Origin of the sequence: Myxococcus qinghaiensis (genome assembly GCF_024198215.1) — a bacterium.
In the GTDB taxonomy this organism is placed as follows: domain Bacteria; phylum Myxococcota; class Myxococcia; order Myxococcales; family Myxococcaceae; genus Myxococcus; species Myxococcus qinghaiensis.
In genome coordinates this window covers 69610-90108 of the sequence record NZ_JAKCFA010000020.1, presented here as the reverse complement: position 1 = coordinate 90108, position 20499 = coordinate 69610, and the positions used below count along the sequence as shown (strand labels likewise).

Here is a 20499-nt window from a genome sequence, read left to right as displayed (position 1 = left end):
AGTGTCCCGGGTGGTGAAGGAGAAAGGTACGCGGCCAGACACAGTGGATCCGCTCGCCGCGGAGAAGGCGGCGCGGGCGCTGGTGTCGACGCTGGGCAAGCGGGAGTTCCTGGAGCAGCTGCAGAAGCTCACCAAGAGCTACGCGTCGGACCCCGGCAACCCCGGCTCCTACGCGTGCGAGGGCTGTCAACGCTGCGCCAACTGCATGTTCTGCAAGGACTGCGACAGCTGCTTCCAGTGCACCCACTGCACGCGGTGCGAGCTGTGCAACAACTGCTCGCACTGCGTGGAGTGCAAGAGCTGTCACGCGTGCGCCTACTGTCTGCAGAGCGAGAACTGCACCACCAGCGCGTACCTGGTGCTCTGCCGCAACCTGCAGGACTGCAACTACTGCTTCGGCTGCGTGGGGCTGGCCAAGAAGGACTTCCACATCCTCAACGTCCCCTTCCCCCGGACCGAGTACTTCAAGGTCGTGGGCAAGCTGCGCAAGGAGCTGGGGCTGTCGTGAGCAGCCCCGTCGTCCCCGTGCGCGCTGCTAGAGGGCGCGCACGTAGAGGGCCTTGAGGTACTCCGTCTCCCCCAACCCACCGAGCACCGGGTGGTCCAGGCCCGCGCCCCGGCGCTCCAGAATCTGGATCGGGCGCTTGGCGTCCGCCGCGGCGCCGAGCAGCATCTCCTCGAAGCCCGCGCGGTCCAGCTTGCCGGAGCACGAGCAGGTGACGAGCAGGCCGTCCGGCTTCAGGCACCGCAGCGCGCGCAGGTTCAGCTCGTGGTAGGCGCGCAGCGCGGTCTCCAGGCCCTCGCGGCGCTTGGCGAGCCCCGGCGGGTCCAACACGATGGTGTCGAAGCGCCGGCTCTGTGAGTCGAAGCGCTTGAGCACATCGAAGGCGTTGGCGTTCTCCACGCTGACGTTCGTCCGGTTGTTGGCGCGGGCGTTGTCGCCGATGCGCGCCGCGGCCTTCTCGTCCTGCTCCACCGCGAGCACCGACTCGCTGTTACGGGCCAGGGCCAGCGCGAAGCCGCCGTGGTAGCTGAAGAGGTCCAGCGCCTCGCCCCGCGCGAGCTCTCCGGCGCGCAGGTGGTTGTCCACCTGGTCCAGGAAGGCGCCCGTCTTCATATCGCCGAGCAGGTCCACTTCGAAGCGGTTGTCGCCCTCGTGGTACGTGAAGCGCGACTCGCCCTCGCCGTGCAGGAAGCGCGACTCGCGCGGGAGGCCCTCGAAGTCGCGGCCGGAGGCGTCGTCGCGGCACACCACGTGGGTGGCGCCGGTGAGCTCCACCAGCATCTTCGCCAGGGACTCCTTGCGGGCGTCCATGCCCTCGGAGAGCGTCTGGAGCGTCAGGCCCTTGCCGTAGCGGTCCACGAAGAGGCCGGGCAGCTGGTCCGACTCACCGTGCACCAGCCGCAGGCCGTCACGCCCGGACAGCGAGGCCCTGCGCGCGAGCGCGGCCTCCAGGCGACGGCGGAAGAAGAGGTCGTTCACCGGCTGCTCGCGCGGAGGCTTGCGCGTCAGGAGCCGCAGCGCCAGCGGGGAGCGCCGCGCATAGAGGGCCTGGCCAATGGGGTTGCCCTGCGAGTCCACCACCAGCACCACCGCGCCAGGGCCCGTCACGTCGGGCGGGGCGGCGAGCTCGGTGCGGTACAGCCAGGGGTTTCCGGTGCGCAGGGACTTCGCGCCCTTGGGAGTCGTACGTGCCACAGGAAGCGTTACGGGGATGGCCATTCGCGTCACTCCAGGCCGCGCGCGGCCAGTTCTTCATCGTCTTCCCCTCGCAGATGCCCGATTTCGTGCAGCAATGTCACGCGAATCTGCTCACGCAGCTCCGCCGGTGTGCGCACCGCCCTCGCCAGGTTGCGCCGGTAGAGCACCACGGAGCGGCACGGCGTCTCCGTTCCGTCGCACGGCGCGCCCAGCGGCGGCCCCCTGAACAATCCAAGGATGGTGGGAGACAGCGGCGGCTGGTTGGCCAGCAGGTCACTCTCGGCCGGCAGCTCCTCCGCGGTGACGGGCACGCCCTCCAGGTCGCTCCGCATGTCCACGGGCAGCTCGGACACGGCGCGCGCCACGTCCACACGGAAGGCGTCCTCACCAGGCAGGGGCGGCGTCGGGAAGTCCTCGGGCGCCAGGCTCCGGGCCTTTTCGAAGTGCACCTGCGCCTGCTTCCACTTGCCCTCGCGCTCCAGCAGGAGGCCCAGGTGCTGGTGCGCGTGCGCGGCGCGCTCCGTGTCGGAGACGAGCGACAGGAAGGCCGCCTTCGCCTCGGAGAAGCGACACAGCTCGAAGAGGGCCAGGGCCCGCTCGTACAGCGCTTCCCGGCTTCCCGGCTCCCGGGCCAGGACGATGGCGGCGCGCGCCAGGGCCTCTTCCGCCTGGCCCAAATCGTTGAAGGCCATGGCCGCCACCAGCGCCAGGTGGGGAATCAACTCCGGAGGCGTGCCGGGTTGGGACAGGCCTCGCTCGGCGTAGAGCGTGCCCAGTTCGTCCCGCTCGCGCGTGGAGGGCAGCTGCACCGCATACAGGTGCGCCGCGCCCAGGAGCGCGTCCGCGTCTCCAGGGTCGATGGCGAGCGCCCGCGAGAAGGCGAGCTGGGCCTCCGGCTCCCGGCCCAGCGCGGCCAGCGCCACGCCGCGCTCGGCATGGGCCGCCGCCAGGTCCGGCTCCAGCGCCGCCGCCTGCGCCGCGCAGGACAGCGCCTCCTCGAAGCGGCCTCCGTCGTAGTACCCGCGCGCCGCATCCAAGGGAGAGCTGCCTTGCGCGCGACACACCGCGAGCGGCTGCACCGGACGCGAGCCACCTTCGGCGCCGTCCACCGGAGCGGCATTGGCTGCCGGGGCCTTCACCGCGGACACCTCTGGCGGACCGGCGTCTCCCGTGTCCGGGGCCGAGGCGTTCCGCTTACACGCGGTGAGGAGGAGGCAGAGGGCGAGCAGACCGCGCCGCGACATGGGGCGTGAGGCTACGGCATCACCTCGTGGCCGGGAAGCGGGGACGTGCATGCTCGCTCGGCGGGCGGGGCCCCTCCCGCACGCGGGTGGACCACGCATCACCTCGTGGCCGGGAAGCGGGGACGTGCATGCCCTCTCGGCGGGCGGAGCCCCTCCCGCACGGGGGTCGACCACGCATCGCCTCGTGGCCGGGAAGCGGAAACGTGCGTGCTCACCCGGCGGGCGGAGCCCTCCCACACGCGGGTAGACCACGCATCGCCTCGTGGCCGGGAAGCGGAGATGTGCATGCTCACCCGGCGGGCGGCTCCCTTCCGCGCACGTGTGAACTAGGGTGGGAGCCCCATGAAAGATTTGATTCTGGCCTCCACGTCCAGCGCCCGCCGCGCGTTGATGGATGGCCTGGGCCTTCCCTATCGCACTCAGTCACCAGGCGTGGACGAGACGGTGGCCCCCCACCTGTCCGCCAAGGAAGCCGTGCGCGAGCTGGCGGCCCGCAAGGCCCGCGCGGTCCACGCGCGCCACGCGGATGCCTGGGTGCTGGGCGCCGACCAGCTCGTCGAAGTCGCGGGCGAGACGCTCACCAAGCCCGTGGACCGCGATGCCGCGCGCGTGCAGCTCGGCAAGCTGTTGGGCCACACCCACGACATCCACACCGGCGTCTGCCTCGTCGGCCCCGGAGGGCACATGGAGGAAGCCGTGGAGACGGCCCGCCTCACCTTCCACGCGGTGACGCCCGACGAGCTGGAGCGCTACCTGGACTTGAACGAGTGGGAGGGCTGCTGCGGCAGCTACCGCGTGGAAGGCGCGGGTCAGGCGCTGCTTGCGCGCCTGGAGGGAGATCGCACCAACGTGCAGGGCCTGCCCATGGTGACGGTGGTGCGACTGCTGCGGCACGCCAGCTTCTCGTTCTTCGAGCGCCGGTAGCGCCGCGCCTCCGTCAGCCCGCGGTGGACAGCTCCGCGAGAATCTCCTGGTACGCGGCGCGGGCCTTGTCGGCCTGGTCCGCCTTGAAGCTGGCCGCAGCCACCACCGGATGGCCTCCGCCGCCGAACCGGCCCGCAATCGCGGACAGGTCGTGCTTGCGCAGCTCCGGCCTCCACGGGTTCGAGCCGATGGACACCTTGGCACGCGACGCGCCCTTGCCCACCCACAGCGTGTAGCGCGCGTCCGGATAGAGCGCGTACGCGATGAACTTGTTGAGGCTGTCCACGCCCTCGTCCACCAGGTCGAAGAAGACGACGCCACGCTCGTAGCGGGCCTTGGCTCGCACCAGCTCGATGTTCCCCTGGTGTCGCGAGAGCAGCGGGGCCAGCGGCGCGGCGATGAGCGGCGAAGCGGCGAGCTCCGCGAGCGACTCCGTCTGCATGCGCCGGATGACCTCGGGGATGAGCGCCGGGTCCTTGTTCGCCTCCAGCACCGTCATGATGCGCAGCGCCGGCTCCTCCAGCGCCACCGCCATCTGCGGCGAGGGGAACTGGGCGCCGTCGATGATTTCGGCCCAGTGGATGAGGTCCGCGAGCGACGAAGCGTCCCAGCCGAAGCGCTCATGGGCCACGTCCGCCAGGTACTTCGTGCAGCTCTTGCGGTGCCCGTCGTGGAACTTGCGCCCGCTGGTGTCCGCGCGGAAGTGCGCCTCGTCTCCCGGCTGCTGGAAGGCGGAGGCATGGTGGTCGAACCACCACGTCAGCCGCGCGTCCTGGCTGTAGCGGAAGTCGACGATGACGTTCTCCTCGCCGGTGAACACCGCCGGGTCGATTCCCTCCGCGCCAGGCTTGTGATTCAGCCCCTGGTAGCCAAAGGCCGCGTCCGCGCGGACGCGCTCCCGGTAGAAGCGGGAGAACACCGCGGCGCTCGCGGCACCGTCGAAACAGTTGTCGTGGAAGAGGACCTGAACGTTCATGGCGGGCCGCCCTTTACTGCAATGCGAGTCCCTCGCCCACCGCCGCGAAGGCCGCAGCCCCCTGCGCCTCGCCCGTCTGTGCATCACCGGACCCGGCGGCGACGACGGCGAGCCCCACCAGTCGACCATCCGCCAGCAGCCCACAGCCCAGCGTGCCTCGCGCTCCCGCCGACGTGGTCAACGCGTAGAGCTGCGTGCGTCCGCCCAGCGCCGTCGGAGCAGGCCGCGTCAATGGCGCATCCGACGCTCCCCCCAGCGAGCGCAGCAGGCCCTGACACCCCGTCGCCAATGACACGCCCGGCGTGCGCTCCACCCACAGCAGGCCATAGCGCCCTCGCGCCGCGTCGCCGAAGCCCACGCCACTGCCGTGCAGCGTCGCAGTGGGCAGCCGCAGGTGCGTGGAGAGCTGCTCGCGCGTCAGCCGCTCCCAGCCCACGGGCAGCTCCAGCCGGTACCCCAGCTCACTGCCCACCAGCAGCTGCCGGACGCCACCGCCACCACCCGGCGTCAGCGTCCCCGGCATCGCGAGCAGCGCCGCCGACACCAGCGCCACGGCGAGCCCCAGGCCCAGGCCCGCGTACCGCCGCGCCACGCCCGGCTCGCCCACCACCAGCGTCAGCGCCACCACGCCCAGCACGAAGTAGGCCACGTGCACCGGAGCCGTCGGCGCCGCGCGAGCGAGCCACGCCGTGGCCAGCAGTTGAAGCACCAGCCCCGTCTGCGCGAGCCCCTTCGCGGGGCCCCGGTTGAGCACCAGCACCAGCGCGAGCACCAGGTCCAACGCCACCAGCCCGTACGTCCAGGACGGATCCTGGAGCGAGCCCACCACCCCACCCGCGCGCAGGAACCACGCCGCCGCGCTCGCGCCCAGCACACCCGCCGCGGGGCCCGGATGCGCGGACACCGCGCTCGTCACCAGGTCGCCACCGAACACCGTGGCGTCGTCGTCCACCGCGTCCCCCAGCCTGGCCAGCGGCGTGCGACCGGCCTTCTTGTACGACTGCAGATGGTCGAAGGGCTCGCCGCAGGAAGGACAGGCAGTGGCACCCCGGGGGATGGGGCTATGACCGCAGCTCGGGCAGAGGGTCTGAGGCATGCGCCGGCGTATACCGCACTGAACACTCCGCCCACGAGAGCGCGACTCGCGTGTCATCCCCTACCCCGCACTGCCAATTTTTCGACAAAAAGGGCGGGGTTCCGATGACACCTGAGTCATTCAAGACTGAGCACACTCACAGTCCTTGCGGCTTCTGGCCGACTCTCAACTCTTGAACGAAACGTCGAGATTACGGGGCTGGCTGAACGAAAAATCTCGACAGAACGAGGAATCGGTTTCGAACCCCGCAGTTTACCGTGGGGTCGTGAACCTGGAACCCTGCTTCAGCACAGGGAAAACCCGTAGTGCATGTTACCCACCAGGTGACCGGCCGACTGGCACCTCGTCTGCATATGTCAGACCCCAGGTGTACTCACCCGCGCTGAACCGCGTGGTGGGAGGAGCACATGGCCAAGAGGACGACACGCAAGAGCGTCACGGTCCGCAGGCAGGGTCGCCGGGTAATGCCGGCGCTCCGGCGGACGGCTCAACGGGCCCGGGTGGCCGCTGAGAAGGCCCAGCTCACCGTGGGGGAAGTCATCGCCGCCGCCTTCGACACGGCCGGTGGTGAGCTCGGTGAGGCGCTGGAGGTGATGACGTCGCCCCAGATGGCGCGAGCCCTGGGGCGCCGCATCGTCGTCGTGGGCTGAAGCACGACGGCCACGGGACTCGCCCGGGCCGCGCCCTCGACTTGGGGACGCGGCCGGGAGCCCTGGGCGTCAGTCCGCCGCCAGCAACTCGCTGGTGTAGTGCTGCTGGGTGGGTTCGCCCGCGAGCGCCCGCGAGAAGTCCTCGGCGTTGTTCGGATGCACCAGGAAGGTGCCCGCCCGCGTCTCCAGGCGCACAGGCTCCGCGTCCGGGTGCGGGTCAACGGCCACGCTGCCACCGCCGCCATCGTCCAGCCGCGCGGTCCGCACGGAAGCGCAGCCGGCGAACAGCAGGACACCGAGAATCACCAAGCCAGTCTTCATCCGAGTCCTCCGGGGCACGGCCCCCACGGGCGGCGGGCCATGGGCCCCTCCCTATTCCGGTGACACTCCGAGCCGCAAGGCCCGGCGCGTCGCACGCGGAGGACGCCAAGGCCCGCGCTCCGGACTCTTCACCGGAACGCGGGCCGAGCAGGACGTCGGACGACCGGGGCCGCCATCGCGCCCGGGCAAGCCCCGACACGTCGCACGCGGAAGACGCCAAGGCCCGCGCTCCGGACTCTTCACCGGAACGCGGGCCGAGGACCTCGAGGGACTGGACTACCGGGGCTGCCAGCGCGGACGGTGGTCGTCGCTGTCACTCGTCTGGAGGGTGTAGCCCCCCTTCGGGTGGACGATGGCCGCGTTCACCGGGGCGCCCGTGGCCGGGTCTATCTGCTGGACGTGGAGCTGGCCCGCCTTGATGAAGGCGATGAAGCGGCCGTCCGGGGAGAACGACGGGAGCGTGCCGTCATCCGCGAGCCGCACCTCGGCGCCGGTGGCGGTGCCATCCGCCGGGTTGATGGCGCGCAGGAAGATGACGTTGCCCGGGCGCGTCTCGCACGGCGAGGGGGCTCCGCCACACAGCACCGCGTCTCCCGTGGTGGGCTTGAAGTAGTACGCGCGCACGTACGCGGACCAGGTGCCGTCCGGGGACCAGATGGGGCTGGCGATGAACGTGTTGACGGTGCCGTCCGTGGCCGCCTCCGAGGACACGTCCGCGATGAGCTGGGGCTGGGCGCCGCCCGTCACGTTGACCGAGTGCAGCTTGAACAGCGGCACGGGGATGGGGTCTCCGGAGAAGACCACCGTCTCGTTGTTCGGGTTGGCGAGGAACAGGAGCTGCGCGTTGGTGTGGTTGTAGTGCGCCTGCTCCGCGGAGGTCCCCGCGCTCGTCAGCGGCGTCGGCGCGGCCCCCAGGGTGGAGGTCAACAGGCCCTCGCCCGAGATGTTGTAGACGAAGGTCGTGCCGTCGGGAGCCCAGTCGGGGAACGCGCCCGTCGTCGTGGCCTGCGTCACCACGCCACCGGCCGCATCCGTGCTCACCACGGAGATGCCGGAGCGGCTGCTGCCGTTCTGGCGCACCCAGGCGATGTAGCTGCTCGGCGCCCACTCCATGGAGCGGAAGCTCTCCGTGTTGCCCGAGCCCCCATCGGCGAGGACCTGGGCCTGCCCCGCGACGAGCGGGATGTCGCGCACCGTCAGGTCGCCCGCGACCTTCTCCGTGGCGGTGTCCACGGCGCCCTGCGCGAAGGAGACGCGCGTGCCGCCCGGCCCCCAGCGCGGGTAGCGGCTGTCGACGTCCCCGTCCGACAGCGCCGTCATGCCCGGCGTGTCGTAGCGCATGACCAGCGCCTTGGAGACGCCCGCGTCGTCACGCCCCGTCACCGCGACATGCTGCGCCTGACACGTCAGCGGCGCGCCTTCACAGCGCAGACCCGCCATGCAATCCCCCGAGCCCGCGCAGGTCTCGCCCTTGCCCGCCGTGCCCATGCCGCCACCGTCCACCGGGCCCGCATCCGGTTCACCGGCGTCAGGCTCGCCCGCATCGGGAACACCGGCATCAGGCACTCCCGCATCAGGAACACCCGCATCCGGCTCCGGCTCGCCCGCGTCGGGCTCCGGAGTCGTGGGAATGGGACGCTGCTTACACTTATTGTCTTCGCAGACCCACTCCTGCCCCTCGGCGGGTTGGCCATTGTCCGCGCGACAGTCGAACTGGTCGACGCACTCATCGGAACACCCCGACGAGAGTACCCACAGCGCGCAGCACAGCGCGCCAATGACTCGCTTGTCCATATTGCCCCTCCTGAAGATTGAAGGGCGTATAGCCTCATGGAGAATGACCGCGAGGGTTCCCAGAAGCAGGTTCCGCGAGCGTGTTTTTGATTGAACGGCCATTGCCCACGGCGTGATGAATGATCGACACCCACTGCCATCTCGACGCGACCCGATTCGATGAAGACCGGACCCTCGTACTGGAGCGCGCCTGGGCCGCGGGGCTCCAGGGCATCCTCATCCCCGGCGTGGGCACACACGACTGGGAACCCTTGCTGGAGCTGTCCCGACAGGAGGCTCGCCTCCAGGTGGGCCTGGGCATCCATCCCCAGCTCCTGCCGGAGATGACGCCAGCGGAGGACGACGCGGCGCTGGAGCTGCTCGACGCGCTCTTGTCGAAGGGCGGCGCGGTGGCCGTGGGCGAGTGTGGGCTCGACGGCCCTTCCCTCCCCGGCGCGCCCCTGGAGCGGCAGGTGTCGGTGCTGCGGCGCCACCTGGCGCTCGCGCGCAAGCACCAGCTTCCGGTGTTGATGCATTGTCACCGGCTCCATCCGGCGCTCATCGACCTGCTCAAGCAGGAGGAGATGCCGGAGGCGGGCGTGCTCATGCACAGCTACAGCGGCGGCGTGGAGCTGGCGAAGTTCTATCTCCAGAAGGGCTGCCATTTCTCCTTCGCGGGCCCGGTGACGTGGGCGGAGGCGCGCAAGCCTTTGGACGCGCTGCGCGCCATTCCCCTGGAGCGGCTGATGGCGGAGACGGACGCGCCGGACCAGGCGCCCACCCCCCACCGGGGAGGCCGCTCCGAGCCGGCCTACCTTCCCCACATCCTGGAGGGGATGGCGCGCGTGCGGGGGGAGCCCCTGGACGAGGTCGCCCAGCGGACGACCGAGAATGCCCGCCGCCTGTTCCGGGAAGGTTTTCCCCCCGCTTCGCGGTAGGCGAGCGGTCGCGTTATAGAGGACTCCCATGAACCCGCAGCCCCCACCGCCCGCCCCTCCTCAGCCAGAGACTCAGTCCACCCCCCCGCCGAATGTGGCGACAGGCTCGCTCGCCCGGCCCTTCAAGCTGTCCCGGCGCTTCGACCGCACGGGTCGACTGCTGGGCGACACGGCGATGGAGCGGCTGGCCAACGCGCGCGTGGTGGTGTTCGGCCTCGGCGGCGTGGGCAGCTACGCGGCCGAGGGCCTGGTGCGCAGCGGCATCGGCCACCTCACACTGGTGGACCACGATGACGTGTGCGTCACCAACACCAACCGCCAGCTCCACGCGACGGTGAAGGCCGTGGGCAAGCCGAAGGCGGATTTGATGGCGCAGCGCTGCCAGGAAATCAACCCGCAGGCCCGCATCGAAGCGGTGCGCGAGTTCTACCGCGAGGAAATCGCCGAGCAGATGCTCCAGGCCGGCCAGTACGACTTCGTCGTCGACGCCATCGACAACGTGAAGGCGAAGCTGCACCTGTTGCACCGCTGCGTGTCGCTGGGCATCCCGGTGGTCAGCTCCATGGGCGCCGCCGCGCGACTGGACCCCACGGCCATCCGCGTGGAGGACCTGTCCGAGACGCACATGGACCCGTTCGCCAAGGACATCCGCAAGCTGCTCAAGCGCAAGTACGGCGTGGAGACGGACCGGCACACCGGCATCACCGCCGTCTACTCCATCGAAGCGCGGCGCATGCCGGTGGCCCTCAATTACGACGACGCCACCGACGGCTTCCTCTGCGTGTGCCCGAACGACAACGACTTCCACACGTGCGACCACCGCACGCAGATTGATGGAAGCGTGTCCTTCGTCACGTCGTGCTTCGGGATGAACGCGGCCGGCGTCGTCGTGCGCCGGCTGGCCTCCACCCGCTAGCGCCTCACGCCACCTGCTGGGGCGCGGCCTGCTGCGCCACCACGGCGGCCTCGCGCCCGCAGGGACGGCGGAACACGCAGCGCACGCACGGCGACAGGGACTCCGACGTCGGGAAGGCGGACGCGTCCAGCGGCGTGTTCGTCGCCGGGTCCTTCAAGAGCGCGCGCATCTTCGCCACGCTCGTCTCGAAGTGCTGGTGGAAGGACTCCATGGCGCCCAGGTCCACCTGGACGTCCTGCTCCTTGCCCTCGTTGAGGTACACCAGCGACGCGCGCACCTTCTCCACCGGGAAGCGGTAGCGCTGCGACACGTAGAGCGCGTAGCCGAGCACCTGCTCGTCATAGCCGTCGCGCGACTTGCCCGTCTTCCAGTCCACGACGACGGGCGTGCCGTCCGCGTCGACGAAGGCGAAGTCGGGGATGGCGAACACCTTCAGCCCGTTCAGCGTGAAGTGGGCGAAGTCGAAGCCCGCGTCCACCTCCAGCCACTGCTCGGGCTTGAGGCCCTTGGCGATGACGGGCCAGCGCGACGTGAAGAACCACGCGAGCGCCGCGCGCACCGTCTCCCAGTTCTGCTTCCAGGCCTCGTCGGGCAGCGTCTCGCCGTACTCGTGCTCGACGAGCCCGGTGAAGGGCTTGCGGTACTTCTGCGTCCAGTAGAGCTTCCCGCGCGAGTGCCGGAAGTCGTCCTGCATCACCTTGCGAGCCCGTGCTTCCACCGCCACCGGGTCGACGGTGCGACCGGCGCGCCAGTCCAGCAGCACGTCCTTGATCTGCTCGTGCACGATGCTGCCGGCCCAACTGAAGCGGTTGGCCAGCTTCTTCAGCACGTACAACTCCCGCACGTCCCTCGGCGCGTCCGACTCCCAGCCGCCCCACGAGCGGTAGTAGTAGAAGTAGTAGGAGCGCAGGCATTCGGAGAACTTCTCGTGGCGGCTCTTGGACCAGGAGAAGTCGTTGCTGAGAGGGGGGCGCCGCATGGAAGCGGCGCATCCTAGGCGTTCGCTCGCTCCGCCAGAAGGGGAACAGGCGAGGAAACGAGCCCTCGGGGTAGGTTGAATGACAGTCCGGGTGGGTGACCCCGAGAGTATGGTCCCCGCCACCATGAAGAGCCAGCCCTTCAAGGAGCGAGTGGTCCTCATCACAGGAGCCTCCAGCGGCATCGGACGCGCGGCGGCCCGGGCGTACGCGGCGGCGGGGGCCCATGTCGTGCTCGCCGCGCGGCGCCTGGAGCGGCTGGAGGATGCGGCCCGTGAAGTGGAGTCACTCGGAGTCCGGGCACTGTGCGTGCGGTGTGACGTGACGCGCAGCGAGGACGTGGAGCACCTCATGCGTGAGACGCAGGCCGCCTTCGGTGGGCTGGACGTGCTGGTGAACAACGCGGGCCAGGGCCTGTACGGGCCGCTGGCGTCCATCAGCGAGGAGCAGCTCCGGCAGGTCTTCGAGCTGAACGTGTTCGCGCTGTGGCGGGTGACTCGCGCCGCGCTGCCTCTCTTGCGAGGACGACGCGGGGCGCAGGTGATGAATGTCAGCTCCGTGCTGGGACATCGCGGGTTGCCGCTGCTGGGTGGGTACTGCGCGTCGAAGGCCGCGGTGAACGCGATGACGGAGTCGCTGCGCACGGAGCTGGCGGCGGAGGGCATCCGCGTGCTGCTCGTGTCCCCAGGCCTCACCGAGAGCGAGTTTCGCGAGCACCGGTTGAACGCGGAGGGCTGGGCGCAGGAGGCCGTTCCGTTGAAGGCCATGTCGTCGGAGGAGGTCGCCGCTTCGATGGTGCGCGCGAGCGTGCGCGGACGGCGGGACACCATCCTCACCCTCCCCGGTCGCGTCATGGTACTGGCCAACCGGTTCGTCCCTGGCCTGTTCGACCGTGTCGCCCACCGCATGGCCAACCCCGTGAAGAAAGACGCATGAGTCCCCGCAGTCGCCCCGCGAAGCGCGCCGCCACGCCGGACAACCAGAAGCAGCTCGGGATGCTGGACCCGGTCGCGGTGACTCCGAAAGTCCCCGTGAAGGAGCTGGACCGGGACATGGCTCGTCCGCGTCGAGGTCGCCCTCCGCGCAAGACTGAAGCCGCGCTCGCCCAGGCCCCTGTCCTCGGCGTCGTCGTGGCGCCTGAAGAGAACGCGCCCGCAGAGGCTCCTCGTGCGAAGCGCGGTCGTCCGCCTCGCAGCGCCGTGTCGGCCCGTGTTCCCACGGTGACTCCGAGCGCCGCGCACCTCGCGTCAGTCCGCGGGCCGTTGCTGGACTGGTACGACCGGAACAAGCGCGACCTGCCCTGGCGCCGCACGAAGGACCCGTACGCCATCTGGCTGAGCGAGGTCATGCTCCAGCAGACGCAGGTGGCCACCGTGATTCCCTACTGGGAGCGCTTCCTCCAGCGCTTCCCCACCCTGCTCGCGCTCGCCTCCGCGCCACTGGCTGACGTGCTCTCCGGCTGGAAGGGCCTGGGCTACTACTCGCGCGCGCGCAACCTGCACCGCGCCGCGCAGGAGATGGTGTCGCGATTCGGAGGCAAGCTTCCCTCCACCGCGGCGGAGCTGCTCACCCTCCCCGGCTTCGGCCGCTACACCTCCGGCGCCGTGGCCTCCATCGCCTTCGGGGAAGAGGCACCGCTCGTCGATGGCAACGTCGCTCGCGTGCTGTCACGCCTCTTCGAAGTCGAGGGCCTCCCTGGAGACCGTGAGCGCGAGGCCACGCTCTGGGAGCTCGCCACCTTGCTGGTGAAGGGCGAGCGTCCCGGTGACTTCAACCAGGCCCTCATGGAGCACGGCGCCACGACGTGCCGTCCCGAGAACCCGCTGTGCCTGCTGTGCCCCGTGCGCACCGGCTGCATCGCCTTCCGCAAGGGCCGCGTGGATGAGCTGCCTCCCGCCAAGATTCGCGCCGCGCCGAAGAAGCTGACCCTCGCCCTCGCCGTCTGGGCCCACGCGGACACGTTGCTGTTCGCTCGGCGCGCGGACTCCGGCCTCTTCGGCGGGTTGTGGGAGCTTCCCGCCGCCGAGGTGGACGAGGACGCCACCGAGCCGGAGACCACGCTCCGCCTCACCGCCGCGCTCGGTGCGGGCGTGAAGCTGGAGGCCCTGCTCGGCACGGTGAAGCGTCAGCTCACCCACCGCGACCTCACACTGCGCCTCTACCGCGTGTCAGGCCCGCTGCGCCCCACTCGCTCGGCGGCGTTCCAGGAGCTGAGGTGGTGCACGCCGGCGGAAGCGGCGACGCTCGGCATGAGCACCGCGATGCAGCGCGCCCTCGACGCGGCGATGACCGCGCTGAAGTAGGTCCGTGCCTGCTCGCCCTGACTCGCGAGTCACGCCACCTCCGCGTCACGTGGCCCCGTTGTCCACCGCGTGACACGGTCCCCCGACGTCGTGTCGCGCCGCCAACCCCCGACGCACCAGGTCGCTTTCGCGAGCGCCCACGGGGGCTCAAGCTTCGCGCGCCCTTTCCCGGAGGCGCCTCGATGGCTCGCAACAGTACCCACAAGCCGACCCCGCAGACGGCGACGCAGCCCACGGAACACGCCCACGAGTCCAAGGCCTCACGCGGCCCCATTCCTCATGAGCAGATTGCCCGCCGCGCCTATGAAATCTATCTGGCACGCGGCGGCAACCACGGCAGTCACGAGCAGGACTGGCAGCAGGCCGAACGTGAGCTGAAGCTCGGCCGCCAGTAGTCGCGCCGCGCTCAGTGCGGAGGCGGCGAGTGCAGCACGGGGCGCTCGGCTTCGAGCGCTCCACGCAGCCTCCGCTGCGCCACCTTCAACTCGGAGAGGACGCGCTCCGCGTCCAGCACCGAGCGCATCGCCAATCCACACGCGGGCGTCAGCAACACCGTCGACACCGCTCGGGGGAACGTGAAGCCGCGAGGCAACGCGGCCTTCAGCGAGGCCTCCACCGAGTCCGCCAGCTCCGTCACCTCGTACGTCGACGCCAGGTCCGTGGGAATGATGCCCAGGCTCAGCGTCGCGCCAGCGTTCAGGTAGCGCTCCAGCGCGTCGCCTTCCTCCAGCATCGCGTCGAGCGACAGCCTCACATCCAGCGACAACAGGTCTGGCTGCACATCCAGCAGCGCGGCCCAGTCCGTGTTTCCGCAGCAGTGCAGCCCCACCAGCGCGCCTTCACGCTGGAGCGCCACCACCAGCAACTTCAGCTCCTGGAGCGCCAGCAGGTGGCGCGGGTTGATGCGCTGGAAGGCGTAGAGCCCCGGCTCGTCCAGGAAGAACAGCGGCGTGGTGCCCGCGCGTCGCAGCGCCTTCACCATCGCCAGCGAGCGCGCCAGCACCAGTCGGAAAATCACCTGGTCCAGCCCCGGCACCTCCAGCGCGGACAAGCCCGAGTCCGTGCGAGCCACCGAGCGCACCGTGAAGGGGCCCGCGAGCTGCGCCTTCGCGAACGCCAGCTTGCGATGCTCCACTTCCCACAGGAACGGGCGCCACGCGCGGCAGGCCTCGGGCGTGGGCTCGTATGCCTCCAGCGTCCCGGCGGCGAGGGCCGCGTCCAGCTTCGCCTCGAACTCGCCGCGCCCTTCCTCCCAGGCCTTCAGGTCCACCGTGCACAGGCCCTCTTCATCGAAGCGCAGGCCCGGCAGGCCCTCGAGCGCCGCTGGAATCATCAGCTCCGAGGGCTTTCCCACGGGGAGCTGCGGGAGGAATGGGATGTCCATCGACAGGGCGACCTGGAGCCCCAGCTCCACCTGCGTATGGGGCAGGCTTCCAATGCCCGTCGTCGCACAGGCGGGCAGTAGCTGGACGGCTCGGCGGATGTTCGGGGCGCTCATGGCGGGGGAGTCTACCCGCTCCCTCCGCCAGCGGGGCACCTCGGGCTTCCCCGGGCGCCGGGCCCTCTCCAAACGGGGCGACCTCATCCTTGCCAGAGGCCCCCAGGGGCGTCCGAAGGAGGAGGAAACCGACATGGTGCTTCCAATCTGGCGAGCAGGCGTCCTGCTGGCGACCCTGGGCTGGGCAGCTCCCTCCCTCGCGAAGGAGGACTCGCCGCGCAAGCAGCAACCGGCTCCATTCTTCGGCGCTTCCGGCCTCACCGTCCGAGGCGGTGTCACGGCCTACACCGGCGACCTGGGCACGGAGACGGACGTGGGCACGTTCCTGGGACTCCAGGCGGATGCGCAGTTGCTGCCCGCAGTGGGCCTGGAGCTGGGTTACGAGGGCTCCGCCAACGGCTTCGCCGACATCGACAACGCGACACTGTGGCGCCACAACCTGGGCGCGCTGGCCAAGGTGGGACCCACCGTGCGCGAGCGCTGGAAGCCCTTCCTCGGCGCGGGCGTGGGCGTCAGCTATCTGGACGCGACGTCGGAAGCCAACGCGCGCCAGTTCGACGACACCTTCCTGGCCGAGGTGCCGCTCACCGCCGGACTCGAGTACCGCTACAACGGGGTGACGGCGGGCGCGCGAGCCACCTATCGCGTGTTCGCCGGCGGCGGAGACTTCGCTCCTGGCGCCGAGGACAACGGCGACCTCTTCACCGCCGGGCTCAGCCTGGGCGGACGGTTCTGACAGTCCACCCGGGCATCACTGCGCCTTCCGCTCACGTCACGGAGAAGTACGACGCCTGCGGATGGTGGAAGACGAGGGCGGACACGGACGCCTCCGGCTCCATCATGCAGCCGTCGGTGAGCTGCACGCCGATGTCCTCCGGGCGCAGCGCCAGGAAGAGCTTGGACTGGTCCTCCAGCCGGGGACACGCGGGGTAGCCGAACGAGTAGCGCTTGCCCGCGTACTCCGCGCGGAAGCGCTCCAACATCGTCATGTCCTGCTTGTCGGGCGTGCCCCACATGCTGCGCAATTGCGTGTGCAAGAGCTCCGCGTAGCCCTCGGCCGTCTCCAGCGCGAGCGCCTGCACCGCGTGCATCTTCAGGAACTCACCCTTGGCCTTGAGGCTCTCGGACAGCTCGCGGATGCCCGAGCCCGCCGTCACCACGAACATCCCCACGTTGTCCGTGGGTACGCCGCGCTCCAGCGGACGCAGGTAGTCAGCCAGGCACAGCCCGCCCTCGCGGTCCTGCCGGGGGAAGTCGAAGCTCGCCGCCTCCTTGCCGGTAGTCCCGTCGAAGAGCACCACGCGGTTGCCGTCGCTGCCCGCCTTGAAGAACTGGAACACCGCGCGCGCCTGCATCAGCCCGCCGCGCAGCATGCCCTTGAGCTCCTCCACGGCCTCCTTCAGCGCCAGCGCCTTGCGCCCCTCCTCCGTCTTCGCCAGGTCCGCCTCCGCGGGCGTCCCCAGCGCGCGCGACGACGTGCGCAGCCCCAGGTGCCGGCCGTACAGCATGACGGGGTTGATGAACTTCCAGATGTGGTCCAGCGGCGTGTTCGTCAGCACGTGCCGCTCCCAGTCCGGCGCCGCGGGCACCGTGTCCAGGATGCGAATCTCCGCGCTGCGCGCACGCGACGTCGGAACCTCCACGCGCGGGCGCTCCTTCACCTCTTGCGCCAGCTTCACGCGGCGCTCGCTCAGCTCACCGCGCAGCTTCGCGTGCGAGGACGGGTCCACAATCTGCTTCGCCAGGTCCAGGCCGCTCATCGCGTCCTGCGCGTAGGCCACCGTGCCGCCGCCGTACGCCGGAGCGATGTTGCGGTCCACGAAGTTGCGGCTGAGCGCCGCGCCGCCCACCAGAATCGGCACGTCCACGCCCGCGCGCCGCAGGTCCTCCGCCGTGGCCACCATCTGGTGCGCGCTCTTCACCAGGAGCCCCGACAGGCCGACGATGTCCGGCTTGTGCTCGCGCACCGCCTGCACCAACTGCTCGGGCGGAACCTTGATGCCCAGGTTCACCACGTGGAAGCCGTTGTTGGCCAGGATGATCTCCACCAGGTTCTTCCCGATGTCGTGGACGTCCCCCTTCACCGTGGCCAGGACAATCTTGCCGCGCATCGCCGCCTGGGCGGAGCTCATGTGCGGCTCCAGGAAGCTCACCGCCGCCTTCATCGACTCGGCGCTCTGGAGCACCTCCGCGACAATCAGCTCGTTGGCGGCGAAGAGCCGGCCCACCTCGTCCATGCCCTTCATCAACGGCCCGTTGATGATTTCCAGCGGCGCGTACTTCGCCATCGCCGCTTCCAGGTCCGCGAAGAGCCCGTCGCGCGAGCCCTCGATGATGTAGCGCTGGAGCCGCTCCTCCAGCGGCAGCGTGCTCACCTGCGCCTTGGGGGGCTTGCGCTCACGGAAGTGCGCGGCGAACGGCGTCACCGGGTCCGTGCCCCGGTTGTAGAGCAGGTCCTCCGCGAGCTTCCGCTCCTCCTCGGGCAGGGACGCGTAGCGCTCCAGCTTCTCCGAGTTGACCAGCGCCATGTCCAGGCCCGCCTGGACGCAGTGGTACAGGAAGACGGAGTTGAGCACCTCGCGGCCCGCCGTCGGCAGACCGAAGGACACGTTGGAGATGCCCAGCACGGAGCGGCACTGCGGGAAGCGCTGCTTGATGAGCCGCACGCCCTCCACCGTCTCCACGCCGCTGCCCGTGTACTGCGCGTCGCCAGAGGCGCACGGGAAGACGAGCGGGTCGAAGTACAGGTCCTCCGCCTTCATCCCGTACTTCTTCGTCAAGAGCTCGAACGAGCGCTCCGCCACCTCCAGCTTGCGCTGGCGCGTCACGGCCATGCCAATCTCGTCGATGCAGCCCACCACCAGCGCCGCGCCGAAGCGGCGCGCCAGCGGCACCACCTTCTCGAAGCGCTCCTCCCCGTCCTCCAGGTTGACGGAGTTGATGATGGCCTTGCCCTGGCTGTACGTCAGGGCCATCTCGATGACGCGCTCATCGGTGGAGTCAATCATCAAGGGCACGCGCACCTTCTTGATGACCACCTCCAGGAACTCGCGCATGTCCTCCAGCTCTTCCCGGTCCGGGTTCGCCAGGCAGATGTCGATGACCTGCGCGCCCCGCTTCACCTGCGCGCGGGCAATCTCCGAGGCGTCCTCTATCTGCCCCGCGACGATGAGCTCCTTGAACTTCTTGCTGCCGATGACGTTGGTGCGCTCGCCGACGATGACCGGGCGCAGCTCGTCCGTCACTTCCAGGTAGTCCACGCCGGACAGCGTGGAGCGAGGCTTGGGCAGGGACGAGCGCGGCTTCAGGCCCTTCACCGCCTGGGCCAGCGCGCGGATGTGGCCCTCCTGCGTGCCGCAACACCCGCCCACCACGTTGAGCCAGCCCTGCTCACAGAAGCGCCTGAGCGAGCGCGCCAGCATCTCCGGCGTCTCCAGGTAGTGGCCGTTCTCGTCCGGCAGGCCCGCGTTGGGCACGCACGACACCGGGAACGAGCTCAGCGCCGCCAGCGAGCGCAGGTGGTCCGTCATGAAGTCCGGACCCGTGGCGCAGTTGAGCCCCAGGTACAGCAACTCCACGTGCTCCAGCGACGCGGCCAGGCTCTCCACGCTCTGCCCCGCGAGCATCGTCCCCATGGGTTCAATCGTCCCGGACACCGCCACCGGCAGCGAGTAGCCCAGCTTGCGGAACGCGCGTTCGATTCCCAGCAGCGCCGCCTTGATGTTGCGCGTGTCCTGCGCCGTCTCCACCAGGAGGTAGTCGGAGCCACCGAGCGCGAGGCCCTCGGCCTGCACCGCGAAGTTCTCCACCAGCTCCTCGAAGGTGATGCCGCCGGTGACGCTGATGGCCTTCGTCGTGGGGCCCACCGAGCCCGCAACCCAGCGAATCCGTCCGTCCTTCGCCTCGGCCTCGGCGGCGGCTTCCCGCGCCAGTCGCGCGGAGGCCTCGTTGATTTCGAGCGCCTTGTGCCCCAGGCCGAACTCGTTGAGGACTATCGGCGTGCCGCCGAAGCTGTCCGTCTCCGTCACGTCCGCGCCCGCCGCGAAGTAGCGCGCGTGGATGTCCCGGATGATGTCCGGCCGGGTGAGGACCAGGTTCTCGTTGCAGCCCTCGAACTCGGCGCCGCCGAAGTCCGCCGCCTTGAGGTCCAGCTGCTGCAGCAGCGTCCCCATGGCGCCGTCCAGCACCAGCACGCGCTCACGCATCGTGGTGCGCAGGGCCTCCACGCGGCGACCGTTCTCTCCGGAAGGGGGCGGAAGGGCAGTGGGACTCGTCATGATGGCTTCACTCCAGTCAGCAGAAAGACTCGAAAGGGGCTGGCACCGTCGCGGGCATGCGCCTCGCGGGTGAGCGACGCGAAGCCCCGCTCACGCAGCGCCGTCTCCAACTGCGCCGGCTCGAAGCCCAGGTGTCGGTGGCCCAGCCGCTCCACCACCCAGCGCTCCTCGTGCGGCATCAACTCCAGCAACACCAACCGGCCGCCCGGCTTGAGCAGCCGCGCCGCCTCCGCCAGCACGCTGGCGGGGTCCTCCACGTGGTGGAGGCTCTGCGAAATCACCACCAGGTCCATCCGCCCCGACTCCAGCGACAGCCGCTGCAGGTCCTCGCACAGGAAGGTGACGTTGGCGGCCTGCTCACGCCCGGCCCGCTCGCGCGCCTGCTCCAGCGCCTCCGCGTTCTGGTCGATGGCCCACACGTGCCGCGCCCAGCGGGCAATGGCCACGCTCAACACCCCCGTGCCGCAGCCGAAGTCCGCCACGTCCAGGGGCGGCAAGAGCGACGCCAGCGCGCCCGCCCACAGGAACCAGGACTGGCCCGGCTCCAGGAGCCGCTCGTTCAGCGCCTGCCGGTCCGCGCGCGCGCGCAGCAGGTCCATCAGCCGCGCCGAGTCCCCCGCCGCGTCCTCCGCCTCCCGCGCCAGCCGGATGAGCGGCCAGCGGGTGTCATCCCCCTCCAGCGCCAGCGAGTAGTAGCTGAAGCCCGCCTGCCGCTCCTCGCGGATGAGCCCCAACCCCTTGAGCTTCCCCAGGTGGTGCGACACCGACGACTGCGCCACGCCCACCAGCGACACCAGCTCCGTCACGTTCAGCGGCGCCTCCGACACCAGCCGGAGGATGCGCAGCCGCGTCGGGTCTCCGAGGGCCCGGAAGGATTGGGAGAGGGCTTCCATATCGCCGCATC

General features: G+C 70.1%; 19 protein-coding genes. 9 read left to right on the top strand and 10 right to left on the bottom strand.

Going from position 1 to position 20499, the window contains the following annotated elements; all coding sequences use genetic code 11:
* Nucleotides 1-10: 10 nt before the first annotated feature.
* Nucleotides 11-508, top strand: coding sequence for a caib/baif family protein (locus LZ199_RS32315; protein WP_253997604.1), 498 nt, complete (start codon nt 11-13; stop codon nt 506-508).
* 27 nt (nt 509-535) lie between these two features.
* Here the strand turns inward: LZ199_RS32315 and LZ199_RS32310 are convergent, their stop codons facing one another.
* Both LZ199_RS32310 and LZ199_RS32305 read right to left on the bottom strand, forming a co-directional pair.
* A complete protein-coding gene (locus tag LZ199_RS32310) occupies nt 536-1723 on the bottom strand; it encodes a class I SAM-dependent rRNA methyltransferase (protein ID WP_163866803.1) in 1188 nt (395 codons plus the stop codon).
* Between the two features lie 5 nt (nt 1724-1728).
* Entirely contained in the window at nt 1729-2946 is a 1218-nt protein-coding gene (locus LZ199_RS32305; protein WP_253997603.1) for a metallopeptidase family protein, read from the bottom strand.
* A gap of 342 nt (nt 2947-3288) precedes the next feature.
* On the opposite strand from LZ199_RS32305, the gene LZ199_RS32300 reads away from it, so the two are divergent.
* Nucleotides 3289-3870, top strand: coding sequence for a Maf family protein (locus LZ199_RS32300; protein ID WP_253997602.1), 582 nt, complete (start codon nt 3289-3291; stop codon nt 3868-3870).
* 13 nt (nt 3871-3883) lie between these two features.
* Here LZ199_RS32300 and LZ199_RS32295 read toward each other — a convergent pair whose 3' ends face one another.
* The gene (locus tag LZ199_RS32295; protein ID WP_253997601.1) at nt 3884-4846 is read right to left on the bottom strand and encodes a DHH family phosphoesterase; all 963 of its coding nucleotides are present in this window, start codon (nt 4844-4846) and stop codon (nt 3884-3886) included.
* 13 nt (nt 4847-4859) lie between these two features.
* Nucleotides 4860-5942, bottom strand: a complete 1083-nt coding sequence (locus LZ199_RS32290; protein WP_253997600.1) for a zinc ribbon domain-containing protein — start codon at nt 5940-5942, stop codon at nt 4860-4862.
* Nucleotides 5943-6349: 407 nt separating this feature from the next.
* Here LZ199_RS32290 and LZ199_RS32285 point away from each other — a divergent pair, with 407 nt between their 5' ends.
* The gene (locus LZ199_RS32285; protein WP_253997599.1) at nt 6350-6592 is read left to right on the top strand and encodes a hypothetical protein; all 243 of its coding nucleotides are present in this window, start codon (nt 6350-6352) and stop codon (nt 6590-6592) included.
* Between the two features lie 69 nt (nt 6593-6661).
* On the opposite strand, the gene LZ199_RS32280 is transcribed toward LZ199_RS32285, so the two are convergent.
* Together LZ199_RS32280 and LZ199_RS32275 are read right to left on the bottom strand one after the other, a co-directional pair.
* On the bottom strand, nt 6662-6913 hold the full coding sequence (locus LZ199_RS32280; protein WP_253997598.1) for a hypothetical protein: 252 nt from the start codon (nt 6911-6913) through the stop codon (nt 6662-6664).
* Between the two features lie 276 nt (nt 6914-7189).
* Nucleotides 7190-8707, bottom strand: a complete 1518-nt coding sequence (locus LZ199_RS32275) for a TolB family protein (protein ID WP_253997597.1) — start codon at nt 8705-8707, stop codon at nt 7190-7192.
* Between the two features lie 119 nt (nt 8708-8826).
* Here LZ199_RS32275 and LZ199_RS32270 point away from each other — a divergent pair, with 119 nt between their 5' ends.
* Nucleotides 8827-9624, top strand: a complete 798-nt coding sequence (locus LZ199_RS32270; protein WP_253997596.1) for a TatD family hydrolase — start codon at nt 8827-8829, stop codon at nt 9622-9624.
* Nucleotides 9625-9652: 28 nt separating this feature from the next.
* Nucleotides 9653-10540 (top strand): tRNA threonylcarbamoyladenosine dehydratase, encoded by an 888-nt coding sequence (locus tag LZ199_RS32265; RefSeq protein WP_253997595.1) that lies wholly within the window; start codon nt 9653-9655, stop codon nt 10538-10540.
* A 4-nt stretch (nt 10541-10544) separates the two neighbouring features.
* Here LZ199_RS32265 and LZ199_RS32260 read toward each other — a convergent pair whose 3' ends face one another.
* Nucleotides 10545-11519 carry a PD-(D/E)XK nuclease family protein gene (locus tag LZ199_RS32260; RefSeq protein WP_253997594.1) on the bottom strand — a complete coding sequence of 325 codons (975 nt, stop codon included), beginning with the start codon at nt 11517-11519 and terminating at the stop codon, nt 10545-10547.
* Nucleotides 11520-11628: 109 nt separating this feature from the next.
* On the opposite strand from LZ199_RS32260, the gene LZ199_RS32255 reads away from it, so the two are divergent.
* The 3 genes from LZ199_RS32255 (at nt 11629) to LZ199_RS32245 (ending at nt 14215) form a co-directional block, all read left to right on the top strand.
* Nucleotides 11629-12453, top strand: a complete 825-nt coding sequence (locus LZ199_RS32255; protein WP_323390014.1) for an SDR family oxidoreductase — start codon at nt 11629-11631, stop codon at nt 12451-12453.
* Nucleotides 12454-12737: 284 nt separating this feature from the next.
* Entirely contained in the window at nt 12738-13820 is a 1083-nt protein-coding gene (gene mutY / locus LZ199_RS32250) for an A/G-specific adenine glycosylase (protein WP_407667275.1), read from the top strand.
* A 182-nt stretch (nt 13821-14002) separates the two neighbouring features.
* Nucleotides 14003-14215: a DUF2934 domain-containing protein gene (locus tag LZ199_RS32245; RefSeq protein ID WP_253997591.1), complete on the top strand. Its 213-nt coding sequence runs from the start codon at nt 14003-14005 to the stop codon at nt 14213-14215.
* 11 nt (nt 14216-14226) lie between these two features.
* Here the strand turns inward: LZ199_RS32245 and LZ199_RS32240 are convergent, their stop codons facing one another.
* A complete protein-coding gene (locus tag LZ199_RS32240) occupies nt 14227-15318 on the bottom strand; it encodes a uroporphyrinogen decarboxylase/cobalamine-independent methonine synthase family protein (protein WP_253997590.1) in 1092 nt (363 codons plus the stop codon).
* A gap of 133 nt (nt 15319-15451) precedes the next feature.
* Between LZ199_RS32240 and LZ199_RS32235 the strand changes: the two genes are divergently transcribed.
* On the top strand, nt 15452-16054 hold the full coding sequence (locus tag LZ199_RS32235; RefSeq protein ID WP_253997589.1) for an outer membrane beta-barrel protein: 603 nt from the start codon (nt 15452-15454) through the stop codon (nt 16052-16054).
* Nucleotides 16055-16085: 31 nt separating this feature from the next.
* On the opposite strand, the gene metH is transcribed toward LZ199_RS32235, so the two are convergent.
* Together metH and LZ199_RS32225 are read right to left on the bottom strand one after the other, a co-directional pair.
* Nucleotides 16086-19595, bottom strand: coding sequence for a methionine synthase (gene metH, locus LZ199_RS32230; RefSeq protein ID WP_253997588.1), 3510 nt, complete (start codon nt 19593-19595; stop codon nt 16086-16088).
* Nucleotides 19592-20488, bottom strand: a complete 897-nt coding sequence (locus LZ199_RS32225) for an ArsR/SmtB family transcription factor (RefSeq protein ID WP_253997587.1) — start codon at nt 20486-20488, stop codon at nt 19592-19594. Before LZ199_RS32225 ends, metH begins: the two co-directional genes overlap by 4 nt.
* Nucleotides 20489-20499 lie beyond the last annotated feature (11 nt).